We start from the raw sequence: 15171 nt of genomic DNA, 5'->3' as shown, positions 1-15171 counted from the left end.
TGAAATATATCAGAAATTAAATCTCAAGTTCAAATTTAATCGGAAATATCATGATGTGAAAGTAAGAATGTAGTGCCCAAACAAAAAAGCCGCCCTTGCAAAATAAGAACTTAGAGGCATTTTGCCGAAACTTGGGTTATCGTGTAATCGTATAATTTATAAGCATTTAGCTTTATGTTGGATTTAAAATTCAGAAAGATGTGTGATTAATTCTTTATTTTTGCTGCTTCTTTGCTGCTAATATAATATGACGAATAATCCCATACAAAATATAGATTATTATCCATCCAATAAAAATGATGTATGGATACCAAAACGCTGCTATCGCACTGAGAATTCCCAAGCTGATAAAAAGCTTGGTTTCTTTGGTAAATTTATGCCCTTTATCCAGTGGTAAATACTCGATTTTACTGATCATCAAAATGGCAGAAATGAATACAACAGCCAATAAAATATCTGGTGATTTTACTTGATTCCAAAGGTAGAAATTTACAATTATGAAAGATGAAATCGTTCCCGCAGCAGCTGGAATTGGTAAGCCAATAAAGGGGTGTTTTTTGGTTGGATTTATATTTGAATGTGTAAAGCGAACCAGCCGATATCCGCCGGCAAAGACGTAAAAAACAACAACAATGAAACCTACAATTTTAATCTGGTAAAGAGAAGATTTGTAAGCCAGAAATCCCGGCACGACTCCAAAAGCGACAAAATCCGCCAGTGTATCAAAAGTAGCACCAAACTTACTCATAGCATCCAGCATCCGGGCAATTTTACCATCCAGGAAGTCACAAACCATTGAAACGGCAATCAGCCAGGCTGCTTTTTCAAATTCACCTTCAAAAATTAGCTGCAGAGCAATTAATCCCAAAATTAAACTTAGTGCTGTAAAACTGTTTGGGATCAGGATTTTGTATTTATTCCATTTATTCGCCATCATTTTCTCTTTTTTTCAAAATAGGATCACCCGATATCACTTTCTGCCCAATTTCTACAAGCGTTTCCCATTCTTCGTCAAATTCAATTTTGCAGGAATTTCTTCCAATTGTGTAGCCAATTAATTTGCCGGAAATATCACTATCTTCCAAAATTACCGGTTTCTTTGCCCAAAATAAAATGTTCTCATCCAAACCGGAAAAACGAATATCGCTGGAATCAAACCAGGATTTAGTGATGATAATTTGTTGTTTTGAAACATCAGTTATTTTACCTGAAAGCGGACTGCAAATAGTATCTTCTTCTACATTTCCAACTCTATTTACTTTGAATTGCATGAAAATAAAAACATACCAGATCAGTCCCACAATTGCAATATACCTGGTTTCTTCAAATTGGTAAAAGTGATTAATTATAAATGAAGTAATAACCAGCAGAATCGGCAAAGCGATTTTCTTGTATTTTGCTGTTTGGATTTTATTTATGATCTCTACTGGGTTCAGGGTATTCATCAATTAATTCCAACTCTTTTGAAGATGTGATCGACGTTCTCCGTGTATCGGTCGAAAGAGAAAATATCATCTATTTCTTCTGTTTTGAAATATTCCATTACTTCATCATCTGCCAGTAAAAGTTCCTGGAAAGGCTGTTTTGTTTTCCAGCATTGCATGGCATTTCTCTGCACCATCTGGTAGGCATCTTCGCGGGAAATTCCTTTTTTGGCAAGTTCCAACAGGAAAACTTGAGAGAAAACTAATCCATTTGTTAGATTTATATTATCCATCATTTTCTCAGGATAGATCAGTAGATTATCGATGAGTTTGATCATTTTATTCAGCATGTAATTCATTAAAATCGTGGAATCGGGTAGAATGATCCTTTCCACCGAAGAATGACTGATATCACGTTCGTGCCAGAGTGCATTATTTTCCAAAGCTGCCATAGCATTACTGCGCAAAAGACGTGCTAAACCGCACATTTGCTCGGTTACAATTGGATTGCGTTTATGAGGCATGGCAGATGATCCTTTCTGACCTTTGGAGAAATTTTCTTCAGCTTCCAAAACTTCTGTTCGCTGCAAATGGCGAATCTCCAGAGATATTTTTTCAATCGTGGAACCAATGATAGCAATTGTGTTCAAGAATTCCGAAATTCTATCGCGTTGGATAACCTGAGTGGAAATATTCACAGTTTTCAGATCCAAATATTTACAGGCGATCTTTTCAATTTCCGGCGAAAGATGGGCATAATTTCCCACAGCTCCAGAAATTTGTCCTACAGAAATATTTTCCACAGCATTTTCCATACGTTTCAGGTTTCTCTGCATTTCATCGAACCAGAGCGCAAACTTGAGACCGAACGTTATCGGCTCGGCATGAATGCCATGAGATCTTCCAATACAGAGAGTATATTTATGTTCACGTGCTTTTATTTTCAGCACTTCGCTGAATTTCTCCAGATCGCGAATTACCAATTCTCCTGCCTGACGCAATTGCAGAGAAGTAGCAGTATCCAGCACGTCGGAAGAAGTCATTCCATAATGGATCCAGCGTGAAGCCGGGCCCACAAATTCGGCAATATTTGTAAGAAAAGCGATCACATCATGTTTGGTTGTAGCTTCAATTTCGGCAATTCGTTCCACATCAAAATCGGCTTTTTCTACGATCTCAAATAGATCATCATCCGGAATCATTCCAAGTTCATTCATTGCTTTACAGGCAGCAATTTCCACATCCAGCATGCACTGAAAACGATTCTGCAATTCCCAGATCTTTGCCATTTCTTCTCGTGAATATCTTTCGATCATTTTTTTAACTCCAAAAATTTATTCACCATTATTGCTTATCTTCACGTCTTATTCTGTCAATTTCAATTTTTGCCAGAAGCTGATTTTTTTCATAAACTTCTATTGAACTAAGATCCTCGTGATAGAAAAAATCTATTTCCCAGGAATTGCTGGGAATGTTAATTTTCTTTAGCTGCATTATCTCAGAAAATGTTATTTTTGTTCCATTGGAAAGTTGCAATTTTTCGTTTGTGATGATTTCATTTTTATATTGGATCAGAGAATTTGAATCCAAAATAAAATTTAAACCTGGAAAATCAGCAATCTGATAATTTTTTTCAGGTTCAGATTGTGACTTGATAGATATCAGAGAATCAATTTCCAAGCTGATAAAAGGTTCCGGTTTCAGGCCGAAAATACCGGAATCAAAAACAGTTATCTTCATATTTGAATGAGCTTTATCTATATGGATGTTTTTGCGAAAAACAAAGTTTTTATAATTTGCTTCGATGATGCCATCAGCTTTAAAATTTTGCCATTTCTGCAGATTTTGAATCAGTAGTTTTTCTTTTTGTGGATGGTCGATCGATTTGTTAAATGAACATCCAAGAACAAATAAAACAAAGAACAGAAATAAACTATTCTTCAGTTTTTTCATCTTCCTTTTCTCGAATCAATAAGGCAATTGCAACTAAACTGGAAACTATCATAAACGAACTGAGGATCTGTCCGGTAGTCATAAATCCCCACACATATCCTAAATGAACATCAGGTTCTCGAACAAATTCCACCAGAAAACGGAATAATCCGTAAAGTCCGATCCAAGTCCAGAAAACAATTCCCGGTTTTTTAATTTTGCGGAACATAAAATTCGTAATTATGAAAAGCAGGATGCCTTCCAACAAAGCTTCATAAATTTGAGATGGGTGACGTGGTTTGCCGTCGGAATTTGGGAAGATCATTGCCCACGGCACGGAAGTTGGTTTTCCATAAAGTTCAGCATTGATGAAATTTCCCATCCTGCCAAAAAAGAGGCCGATAGAAACCAGCGGCATAACTGGGTCTGCCAGAACATAGAAATTTCTGTTATATTTTTTGCAGAACAATAATCCGGCAACAATAACACCAATCGCTCCACCATGAAATGACATTCCGCCTTGCCAAACCGTGAAAATATGCAAAGGATTCTCCAGATAATAGGTAAAATTGTAAAATAAGACATAACCTAATCTTCCGCCGATGATAACACCCAACATCAAATTAAATAAGAGGGTTTCATATTCTTCTTTGTTCAATTTTACATTTTTCAGGGAATAATGACGTCGAATGAAAACGTAGGCAACTATAAATCCGACAATGTAAAAAACACCGTACCAGCGGATTTCAAAGCTGCCAATTTTCAGGATCGTCGGATCAATATTGGGAAATTGTAACATTATTTTTCCTCATTTAACTAAAAAGCACACAAGCATTTCTCGTGTGCTTTTTTGTAAGTTAATTCAATTATTATTTACCTAATTCTTTTAATTTATTATATAAGATTTCTGCCAGTTCTTCAGCAGGAAGGTCATGCTTTTCTACTTCTTTATTCATCTCAGGAGAAAATATTTTTACTACCTGAGTTGGCGATCCATTCAAGCCAACGTCATTTTCATTTAACTCCAGATCGTCTGCATTCATGGTTTTGAGTTCAGCTTTTTTGGCATTGCGTTTACCGCGCAAAGAAGGAAGTCTTGGTACATTGATATCTTTTACAACCGTTAACGCAGCAGGAAGTGATACTTTTATACGATCGTAACCATCTTCCATCAAGCGTTGTACGATCATTTTACCTTCAGCTATTTCTTCGATTTCCCGTACAAATCCGGTTTGTGTAATTCCCAGATGAGAAGCTACTCCCGGTCCAACTTGGGCAGTATCTCCATCGATTGCTTGCTGTCCAAATAAAATCAGATCATAATTTCCTATCTTTCTGATCGCTTCTGCTAAAACCAGGCTTGTAGCCCAGCTGTCTGCACCGGCAAACTTACGATCGGTAAGAAGTAATATTTCGTCCACACCCAAAGATACTGAATCTCGCAGAGCTTTTTCTACCTGAGGAGGTCCCATACTTATCGCTGTCACTTTTCCACCGTGTTTTTCTTTTAGCCGCAGCGCTTCTTCAATTGCATAAAGATCAAATGGATTTATTATGCTTTCCACGCCTTCTCTTATCAGCGTATTTGTTTCGGGATCGATCTTTATTTCATTTGTATCGGGAACTTGTTTTATACACACAATTATATTCATCGGCTCACTCCTAACTATAGAATTCTCTGATCTTCTCGATCACAAAATCCTGTTGCTCTTTCGTGATCTCTGAGAACACAGGAATCGAAATAACAGTCTTCGCTAGTTTTTCGGTAATTGGAAAATCACCTTCTTTGTGATTTAAATATGAGAAACATTCCTGAAGATGCAGAGGAAGCGGATAATAAACAGCACAACCGATGTCGTTTGCTCTTAAAAATTCTAATAATTCATCTCGTTTTTCTGCTATTAAGGTAAATTGATTGAAAATACTTTCCGCTTTGGGATGAACTACCGGAAGTTTTATCTGGGGAATGTCATTTAAATATTTGTAATAATATTCAGCATTCTTCTGGCGAGCTTCCGACCATGATTGCAAAGAACGCAACTTAACCAGCAAAACTGCTGCCTGAATTGTATCAAGCCGACTGTTCAAGCCAACCCATTTATGATAATATTGCGGATTTTCGCCGTGCTGTCTCAGTTGAAAAAGTTTATCGGAAAGATCATCATCATTGGTCAAACACATGCCGCCATCGCCCATTGCTCCCAGATTTTTGCTGGGAAAAAAGGAAAGAGTACCAATATCGCCAATAGTTCCGGCAACTTTGCCATCAAATTTTGCACCAATTCCCTGAGCATTATCTTCGATAACTTTTAAATTATGTTTTTTGGCAATTGCCATGATCTTATCCATTTCTGCCGGTTGACCGAATAAATGAACAGCTACGATTGCTTTTGTTTGTGAGGTTATCGCTGGTTCTATTTTTTCGGGATCGATATTGAAAGTATCTTCTTTTACATCTACAAAAACCGGTTTAGCTCCAACCCGATAAATCGTACCTGCTGTTGCAAAAAAGGTGAATGGAGTGGTTATAACTTCATCTCCTTCTTCAATTCCTAAAGCGAGAAGAGCCAGAACAAGAGCATCGGTTCCCGAAGCACAACCAACTGCATGTTTTGCATTACAGAATTTCTGCATTTCTGCTTCAAATTCTTTTACTTGCGGTCCCAGTTTGTAAGCATGAGTAGCAAAAACTTTTTCCATCTCTGCGCGAATATCATTCAGAATCGGTTCATATTGAGCATTCAGGTCCAGAAGCGGTACTTTCATAATTTATCCTATTCTTCGAAGAAATTGATAATTCTCTGTAAAATCTGATCCAGAGAAAATTTTGGCTTGTATCCTATCATTTCTTGTACTTTTGTAAGATCGGGTTTGCGATGACGCATATCTTCAAAGCCTTCTTCATAAGCATCTTCATATTTTACATAATCTATTTTAGATCGACTGTTGGTCATTTTCTTAACTTTCTGAGCTAATTCTTCGATTGAGATGCTTTTGTCATTACCAATATTAAATATTTGACCTTCAGCTTTTTTCGTGTTCATTAGTTTAATCATTCCATCTGTTACGTCACAAACATCACAGAAACAGCGGGATTGTTTTCCGTCACCAAAAATTGTGATCGGATGATTGAGAAGGGCATTGTGGACAAATTTGGGAACTACCATGCCATATTGACCTGTCTGACGTGGTCCAACCGTATTGAAGCATCTTACAATAACAACAGGTAACTTCTTTTCTCTATGATAAGCCAGAGCTAGAAATTCATCAATTGCTTTGGCAGAACTGTAGCTCCAGCGGGAAATATGAGTCGAGCCAAGCAACCGGTCATCTTCTTCTTTGAAGGGAATTTTATCGCTTTTGCCATAAATTTCAGAAGTTGAAGCTATCAACACTTTCTTTTTATATTTATTGGCAAATTCCAAAACGTTTTCTGCTCCGACAATATTCGTTCTTAATGAAAGAAGCGGATTATCGATGATGTATTTTACACCAACTGCTGCTGCCAAATGATAGATTTGATCGGCATTCTTAATAAGTTTTTCCAGAACATCTCGATTTAAAATCGAATCGATTACATAATTGAACTTTTCATTTTTGATCAGATGGATAATATTAGAATATTTTCCTGTGGATAGGTTGTCTATCACAGAAATTTCATGACCTTCTTTTAACAGTTTTTCTGCCAGGTGAGAGCCGATAAATCCAGCTCCGCCCGTTATTAATATTTTCATTCTTTCTCCTTGATTAGTATCTTAGAATTATGACGTAAAGTGTAGCAACCTGGCTTATCAAAGTTAGTGTGTCTTTGGTAAGCTGCCAGTAATCGAGTTCTGATTTTTCCGGCACAAAGATCATATCACCTTCTTCAATGATCAAATCTTTATTTGGTTTCATCCATAAAGTAGAATTTGCTTTTATAATGCGTGTTTTGCCTTTTCTGGCACTTCTCAGCATACCACCAGCTTTCTCGATATAATCTATATAAGTTAAGCCTGGTTCTATTTTTACAAATCCAGGATTAGCGACTTGCCCTGTCACATAAACTGTTTTGGACTTCAATGGAATGAAGATAAAATCATTCTCTTCCAAAACTATATTTTCTGCTTCATCTCTGGAATTCCATAATTTCTGTATATCAACCGACATTTTTGCTTTCAGCTGGCGGGTTTTATTCTTAAAATAGGCATATTCCAGATAGTGCATTGTTTGTTGTGGAGTAGTTTTCAATCTTTCAAATTCAGGGTCGATATCGATATTTACATCGGGTCTTTGCACAAAGGCATTTTCCAGGTCTGCATTTTCTTCATCGATACCACATTTTTCGAGAACTTCCAGCAAGGTTGTCTCGCCTTCAACGATGAGATATTCACCTGGGAATTCAACTTCTCCGGCAATTTTTACAAATTTCTTTTCATGGAAATCAGGAATAAATCTAACAAAAATATGATCACCATTTTGCAGCAGAATATTGTCTTCGCTGTTTTCATCTTCCAGCGCATTTTTCAAATTTATGAGCAATTTTTCCGCTCTATTATTTTCGTGGAATCTTAATATTTCAACTTCTTCCAGAAAAGCACCATTAGCAGTTCCAAAAGCAAATTCAACAGCATCAACTATTCTATCGCCATCTACAATTTCGTATTGTCCTTCTTTATTTACAGCACCGGAAATCTCAACTCTGTTTTGCAGAGCTGGAATAAAAATTATATCTCCGTCCATTATGTAGGGATTTTCATCTGATTTGCCAAAAGTATAAAATTTTGCCAGATCAATTTTTACATCACCTTCTTTTCGTTTTATTGTTATTAATCTTTGTGATGCTTCTGGTAGAGCTACGTCCTCATCTTCAGACAGATATTCTTCGTAACGAAGTTTAAAAAGGTCGGCGTCTTTATCAAGGTCTTCCCTTCTATCTGCATTCGGCATTCTGGTTTGTAAATATTCAGCTTCAGCAAGCTTTATTACTTGCGATACACGCGTAGAGGGTGGAACTAAAAACACACCAGGGTTTGGAACCGCTCCAACCAATGAAACGTGATACATCATAGCGGCAGAATCAAATTCATCATATTGAGCATTCAGAGAAAATAGAATTCCCAATATAATAAAAATTATATTTAATTTCTTTATTACCACACTTCCTCCTTAGGAAATTCAGGAAAAAATCTTAGATTAATATATTTTGTCAATTTATAATTGATCATTCAAATCCGCTTAATTCAAGTTTTCATAAAGGAATTCTGCCATTCTCAAACTTTCATCTATCAATAAAAGTCTTTGATCTTCTATGGCATCATCAATTTCAAAAACAATTTTGAAACCTTTAACTGCATCTATTTTTACTGGATGCTTAAACTTATCTATAAATTTAGTCAGCAATCTCCTGGCAGGCATTTTGGAAGTATTGAATTCAACAATTATGCTATTATTTTTCATCTTCAAAGCTTCCAGTCCTGTCTTTTCTATCAGCAAACGAAGTCGGAAATATTTGAGTGCAGAAACTGCTTGATCGGGAATTTTCCCGAACCTGTCTAATAGCTCATTTTCTATTTCATCAAATTCTTCCAATGTTTCAAATTCCAGCAATTTTCGATAAACTTCCAGCCTTTCTTTTTCGCTTTCAATGTAGCTTTCAGGAAAATAATGATCGCTTTCGATGCGCAATCTTTCGATGTTTTGCGGTTCTTCTTCCAGCCATTCTTCTTTTGGTTTTTCTGCTTGAATGTTTTCGATAGCTTTGGTGAGAAGTCGATTGTAATAATTAAATCCAATTGAGTTGATAATACCGCTTTGTTTGGTTCCCAGCAGCGTTCCGGCTCCGCGCAGTTCCATGTCTCGCATTGCTATCTGGTATCCGCTTCCCAGCGATTCATATTCGATGAGAGTTTCCAGACGCTTTCTGGCATCATCGTGCATTTTGGGTGGAATGATCAGATAAGCATAGGCACGACGGTTACTTCTTCCCACCCGGCCGCGAATTTGATAAAGTTGAGCCAGACCGAACATATCAGCACGATTTACGATAATCGTATTTGCATTTGGAATATCAATACCGGATTCGATGATCGTGGTAGCTATGAGCACATCAAATTTATGATGAGCAAAATCTAAAGTTACAGCCTCTAACTGCTTTTCGGGAAGTTGTCCGTGACCGATCCCAAACGAAACATTCGGTAATAACTTTCGTAATTCGGTTGCCACGCTTTCAATCGTCTGAACGCGATTGTGAACGAAGAAAACCTGACCACCGCGATCCACCTCGCGATTGATCGCATCTTTTATCACATTTTCATCCCAGGGAACTATCACGGTGCGGATGGGCAGACGCGCTTTGGGAGAAGTTCGAATAAGAGAAAGTTCCTTCAGCTTGGATAGCGCCATATACATTGTACGTGGAATTGGCGTAGCGCTCATATAAAGCGTATCGACGTTGGATTTCATCTGGCGCAGTTTATCTTTGTGGCGCACACCAAATCTGTGTTCTTCATCGATAACGAGCAATCCAAGTTTTTTGTATTTTATATCTTTGGATAATAGCCGATGCGTTCCAATAGCAATATCAATCTCACCGCGAGCCAGTCGGGCAACATCTTTTCTTATTTTTGCAGCAGTTCGGAAACGACTGAACATGGCGATCCTAATCGGATATTGTGCTAAACGCTCTTTGAAAACCAGATAATGCTGTTCCGCCAGAAGAGTGGTCGGAACCAGAACTGCAACTTGCCAGCCGCTCATCACAGCTTTGAAAGCAGCACGAATCGCTACTTCTGTTTTACCGAAACCCACATCACCGCACAGCAGTCTTTCCATGGGGGTTTCGTCTTCCATGTCGCCTTTTATCTCTTTCGTAGCAATCGCTTGATCGGGCGTGTCTTCATAGATGAACGACTCTTCCATTTCAGTCTGCCAGTTATTATCTTTGTCAAAAGCAATTCCGCGTCTAAGATTGCGTTCAGCATAAAGTTGAATCAAATCTTCTGCTACCAGCTCGATCTGCTTTTTAGCTCGATTCTTGGTGTTCTCCCATTTTTTGCTGCCGAGCTTGTGAATGGAAGGAGCAATGCCTTCTTCAGAAACAAATTTGGAAACGAGAGAAAGCTGAAATGTGGGAACGTAAACTACATCATTTTCGGCATAATTCAGGGTCAAACATTCGATGGTATTTCCACCAACTGTAAGCTTTTTCAAGCCGCTGTAGATACCGATTCCATGATCGATATGAACTACGTAATCACCCGGCTTTAAAGATTCATAATCGACCAGAGCTTCTTCTTTGGAAAAATGTGCCTGTCGTCTTTTGCGTTTGTAACGGCTGAAAATTTCATGATCGGTGAAAACTGCTAATCTGGCATCGGTCAGGTTAAAACCGTTTTGTAACACTCCAATCGTGAATTCCATTTTGTTTTCAAACTGCGGCAGCAAATCCAGCATGCGTTTGCTCTGACTTTTATTATCACTTTGCAGAAATACGTGATAATCCTGTTCCAGCCTGGCAGAAATTTCCTGTTCCAGGATTTCCAGCGAACCGTGCATATTGGTTTGAGCTGTAATCGGAGCTTCCAGTTTATTGCTGATTTGCGGAAATTCCTGAAACGAACCATTAAGGAAAATGTTTTTATATGCTTTAAAAATTTGATTAACGAATTTTTCCGATTCAAAAATATCTTCCGGTTGGGGAATTTTTCGGTTTTTATATTTGGCTCGAATTTTTTGATAAAGCTCGGTTGTTTCTTCCAGAATTTCCTGGAAATAGCTTTGGAAAAACTGGAATTCATCCCAGAAAACCAGACAATTTCCCACATCAAAATACTGCAGGAAAGTTTCAGTTTTGGAAAGCAGAAGTGAGGCATCTAATTCGATTCCTTCGTAAAATCCATCTTTGTGAATACGTTGCCACATTTCTTCTGATGTATCGAGATCGTGCAGAGAAAATTCTCGGGAAGGAATCAGCGTGATCTTATTTAATTCTTCACCGGTGGAACGTTGCGAACTGACCGAAAATACGCGGATCGATTCTACTTCATCACCAAAAAATTCGATGCGGACAGGCTTGTGGGAATTGGGACTGAAGACATCGATAATTCCGCCACGACGGGCAATTTCACCAACTTTACTTACCTGAAATTGATTTTCATAACCCATTCCCACCAGATCCGAAACCAGCACGTCAGGATCGAAATCTTCATTCTTTCTCAGCGTGATGATATTCTTTCCAAAAATATCTGAAGCGGTAATTTTGCGCAGAAGCGAACGAATGGAAACTGTGAAAACAGCAGGTTCGGCAGAAACGGCAGCCGTCAGAGTTTCGATGCGCTGAGCACGAATAAGATAATGCGGAGAACGTTGTTCGTAGGGCAGTACTTCGTAATCCGGCAGAAAATAAGCGGCATCTCTGCCCAGCATCAAATCGAGATCTTCCAGATATTCTTCTGCCATTTTATCATCGGCTGTCACGAAAATCACATTCTTGCCGGTTTTATTAATCGCACGAGCCAGCAGCAGCGATTTTGCCGACCGATTGAGATTGTGAACCAGCAGACCGGAATTTTGCGATAATTCATCAAATTCCCGCAGGAATTTCGATTCATCGATTAGCTTGTTTATTTTATTGTAAAACATACTCATAAGGTGCGAATTTTATTTTGCATCTTTCACCGTCAAGCAGAATGCCGAAATCCTTGCGAAGGTTGTCGAACTTCCTGCTTTTCTCGACCTTCGCAAGGTTAGATTAGATTACCATCCGGCTTCATTTGCTTTACGCCGCGACAAGCCGAGAAGCAGCGAAACCGAACTTGCCTCAATGCACAGGCTTGAGGTAAGAACGTCACTGATAAACGGCCTTAACACAAGAATTCGGAGTCTCTCCACTTCTCTTTCGAAGATTTGAGTTGCGAACGAAGGTGAATTGTTGAGCAGTCGATTTTTGCCACCAAACCCCAAAACCATGAAGAAATCTGAAACTGCGGATTAGTATAGATGATAGCTGTTTATAATTTCAATTTATGCATTTGATAGATGTAATCAAAAATCCTACGTCTTTTTGTTTGAAAATAATTTCATGAAAATAAAGAAAATTCTTAAATTTGACTATCACCGTGGCAGAGCCAAGGTGTATTTCGCTAAATTTATTTCAGCAGCTGAAAATCGAATTTTCATTATTTACCCCTCTGCCTTCGGCATCTCCCCTCAAACAGGGGAGAAATTTCGGAAAACCCCGACGCAAGCGTCGAGGAATTCTATTGGTTAAATATTTATTGACTTATCGTAACTTACATTTATTAAGCTACAAAAATAATTGGAGGATTATTATGGAAGAAAAAAAAGGATTTTTGGGTGCATTGTTCGATTTTTCATTTTCTGAATTTATCACTACAAAAGTGATAAAATTTTTGTTCATTTTAGGTGTTGTCATATCTATTATTTTAGCGATTGGTTTTATTGTAGCCGGGTTTAATATGTCAACAGCTCTTGGAATTCTGTTTCTAATTCTGTCCCCATTGTGTTTTTTAATTTACGTTATTTTGATCCGGATCTGGCTGGAAATTATCATTGTCGTTTTCAAAATTGCTGAAAATACCACACCTCGAATTTAGAAATCTGGAATGTCGAAAAAAAACCTTCCAGGAAAACAATTCCTGGAAGGTTTATTTAGATTCTAAAGTCTAAAATCTGATTTCTAATTTAATACACAACTCATTTAAATATAATAAATTAATTGACATCCAAGATTCCTAAATAAAACTATAAATATGAAATATATTAGGAGTCTTTGATGGATCATCAAAATCATAGCCAATCCAAACACCAGCATCACGATCATTCCCAGCATCATCAAATGATGATAAAAGATTTTAGAAAAAGATTCTGGATTTCACTGATCGGAACAATTCCAATTCTGATTTTATCGCCTTTTGTGCAAAATATCCTGCAATACAAATTTGAGTTTGCTTTTGCCAATTATCTACTTTTTGCTTTTTCCGGTTTTATCTACTTTTTTGGCGGTTGGCCGTTTTTGACCGGGTTATTCAAAGAACTGAAGAAAAAACAACCCGGTATGATGACCCTGATTGGAGTTGCAATCACTGTTGCTTTTGGTTATAGTTCTGCCACTTCTTTTGGCTTGGAAGGCAAAACTTTTTTCTGGGAACTGGCAACTCTTATCGACATCATGCTTCTTGGTCATTGGATCGAAATGAAATCAGTAGTAAATGCTTCCAGTTCTCTAAAGAAATTGATCGAGTTAATGCCAACCGATGCCCATCTTATAAAAGAAAATTCTATAAAAGATGTAAAGATTTCCGATCTGAATCAAGATGATATTGTTCTGGTTCGACCCGGAGAAAAAATTCCGGTTGATGGACTTATAACAGAAGGTAAAAGTCATGTAAATGAAGCGATGGTAACAGGTGAATCGGAACCTGTTAAAAAAACTGAAAATGAAAAGGTTATTGCTGGAACGATAAATGGAAACGGTTCGCTGAAAGTAAAAGTTCAACAACTGGGAGAAGAAGCTTATCTCAGCAAAGTTATCACGCTTGTAAAAGAAGCTCAATCAAAGAAATCTAAAACCCAGCATCTGGCAGACAAAATAGCTTTCTGGCTCACGCTCACATCACTCAGTATTGGTTCTATCACACTTATTGTCTGGCTCAGTTTAGGAAAGTCATTTGGTTTTGCTTTGGAACGAATGGCCAGCGTGATGGTAATAACCTGTCCTCATGCACTGGGATTAGCTGTTCCTTTGGTTGTAGCTATTTCTACTTCAATTTCGGCTCAGAACGGTTTATTGATCAGAAATCGGTCGGCATTTGAGAATTCCAGAAAAATTACTATGTTCTTATTTGATAAAACAGGAACTCTTACCAAGGGAAATTTTGGTGTTACACACTATTCTTCGTTATCAGAAAAATATGAAGACAAACAGATCCTCAGATTCGCTGGAGCAGTGGAAACACAATCTGAACATCCATTGGCTTCTGGTATTATACAGAAAGTGAAGTCGGAAAATATTGATCTACCTGAAATCAGCGATTTCAATTCGATCACTGGAAAAGGCATCGAAGCAAATGTAGAAGAAAATAATGTTAAAATTGTAGGTCCTGCATATTTAAAAGATAATGATATTGATATTCCGCAAGAAACTGAAAATGATGAATTAGAAACCATAGTTTTTACTATTATTAATGATGAATTAGCCGGCTATCTGGCACTTTCCGATGAAATTAGACCGGAATCTTATGATGCTGTAAAAACTTTGCAGAAAACCGGAATGAAAGTTTATATAATTTCGGGTGATAACGAAAAAGTTGTAAAAGGCGTTAGTGAAAAACTAAAACTGGATGGTTATTTTGCAGGTATGCTTCCAGAACAAAAACTTGAGAAAATAAAACAATTCCAGGAAGAAGGAGAATTTGTGGCGATGACCGGTGACGGTATAAATGATGCACCTGCATTGGCTACAGCAGATATTGGCATTGCAGTTGGTTCAGGAACCGATGTAGCAGCAGAAACAGCTGATATAATTCTGGTAAATAGTAATCCGAAAGATATTACTTCGCTGGTTTTATTTGGAAAAGAAACCTACAAAAAGATGATTCAGAACTTTGTTTGGGCAACGGGTTACAATGTTGTCGCAATTCCATTAGCAGCAGGAGTTTTTTATAATGCTGGTATTGTAATCAGCCCGGCTTTGGGTGCTATTTTGATGAGTTTAAGCACAATTGTGGTAGCGATAAATGCTCAACTCTTAAAAAGGAAATTGAAATAAAAAAGCCCTCCGAAATCTCTCCCGGAAGGCTATAAATATTTCTTC

12 protein-coding genes are annotated in these 15171 nt (G+C 37.6%); 2 read left to right on the top strand and 10 right to left on the bottom strand.

The features are described 5' to 3' along the window. Positions 1 to 214: 214 nt before the first annotated feature. The 10 genes from pssA to mfd all read right to left on the bottom strand — a co-directional run bounded on the left by pssA (position 215) and on the right by mfd (position 11978). A complete protein-coding gene (gene pssA / locus K9N40_10890) occupies positions 215 to 934 on the bottom strand; it encodes a CDP-diacylglycerol--serine O-phosphatidyltransferase (GenBank protein MCF7814973.1) in 720 nt (239 codons plus the stop codon). Then, positions 924 to 1445, bottom strand: a complete 522-nt coding sequence (locus tag K9N40_10885; GenBank protein ID MCF7814972.1) for a hypothetical protein — start codon at positions 1443 to 1445, stop codon at positions 924 to 926. Before K9N40_10885 ends, pssA begins: the two co-directional genes overlap by 11 nt. Next, positions 1445 to 2740 (bottom strand): adenylosuccinate lyase, encoded by a 1296-nt coding sequence (purB, locus tag K9N40_10880; protein ID MCF7814971.1) that lies wholly within the window; start codon positions 2738 to 2740, stop codon positions 1445 to 1447. The genes K9N40_10885 and purB overlap by 1 nt, the downstream gene beginning before the upstream one ends. Before the next feature lie 28 nt (positions 2741 to 2768). Next, positions 2769 to 3377, bottom strand: coding sequence for a hypothetical protein (locus K9N40_10875; protein MCF7814970.1), 609 nt, complete (start codon positions 3375 to 3377; stop codon positions 2769 to 2771). Then, positions 3358 to 4155 carry a prolipoprotein diacylglyceryl transferase gene (gene lgt, locus K9N40_10870; GenBank protein ID MCF7814969.1) on the bottom strand — a complete coding sequence of 266 codons (798 nt, stop codon included), beginning with the start codon at positions 4153 to 4155 and terminating at the stop codon, positions 3358 to 3360. Before lgt ends, K9N40_10875 begins: the two co-directional genes overlap by 20 nt. A gap of 70 nt (positions 4156 to 4225) precedes the next feature. After that, positions 4226 to 5008 carry an electron transfer flavoprotein subunit beta/FixA family protein gene (locus K9N40_10865; GenBank protein MCF7814968.1) on the bottom strand — a complete coding sequence of 261 codons (783 nt, stop codon included), beginning with the start codon at positions 5006 to 5008 and terminating at the stop codon, positions 4226 to 4228. A 10-nt stretch (positions 5009 to 5018) separates the two neighbouring features. Continuing rightward, positions 5019 to 6122: a DegT/DnrJ/EryC1/StrS family aminotransferase gene (locus K9N40_10860; protein MCF7814967.1), complete on the bottom strand. Its 1104-nt coding sequence runs from the start codon at positions 6120 to 6122 to the stop codon at positions 5019 to 5021. An 8-nt stretch (positions 6123 to 6130) separates the two neighbouring features. Next, positions 6131 to 7090 carry a GDP-mannose 4,6-dehydratase gene (locus tag K9N40_10855; protein ID MCF7814966.1) on the bottom strand — a complete coding sequence of 320 codons (960 nt, stop codon included), beginning with the start codon at positions 7088 to 7090 and terminating at the stop codon, positions 6131 to 6133. Between the two features lie 13 nt (positions 7091 to 7103). Then, on the bottom strand, positions 7104 to 8495 hold the full coding sequence (locus K9N40_10850) for an SLBB domain-containing protein (GenBank protein MCF7814965.1): 1392 nt from the start codon (positions 8493 to 8495) through the stop codon (positions 7104 to 7106). Between the two features lie 78 nt (positions 8496 to 8573). Then, positions 8574 to 11978 carry a transcription-repair coupling factor gene (gene mfd, locus K9N40_10845; GenBank protein ID MCF7814964.1) on the bottom strand — a complete coding sequence of 1135 codons (3405 nt, stop codon included), beginning with the start codon at positions 11976 to 11978 and terminating at the stop codon, positions 8574 to 8576. A 689-nt stretch (positions 11979 to 12667) separates the two neighbouring features. On the opposite strand from mfd, the gene K9N40_10840 reads away from it, so the two are divergent. After that, positions 12668 to 12952, top strand: coding sequence for a DUF4282 domain-containing protein (locus K9N40_10840; GenBank protein MCF7814963.1), 285 nt, complete (start codon positions 12668 to 12670; stop codon positions 12950 to 12952). Between the two features lie 179 nt (positions 12953 to 13131). Further along, on the top strand, positions 13132 to 15126 hold the full coding sequence (locus tag K9N40_10835) for a copper-translocating P-type ATPase (GenBank protein MCF7814962.1): 1995 nt from the start codon (positions 13132 to 13134) through the stop codon (positions 15124 to 15126). Positions 15127 to 15171 lie beyond the last annotated feature (45 nt).

The sequence above is a fragment of the Candidatus Cloacimonadota bacterium genome, assembly GCA_021734245.1.
Taxonomy (GTDB): Bacteria; Cloacimonadota; Cloacimonadia; order Cloacimonadales; family TCS61; genus B137-G9.
This window is presented reverse-complemented; position numbering and strand designations above follow the sequence as displayed.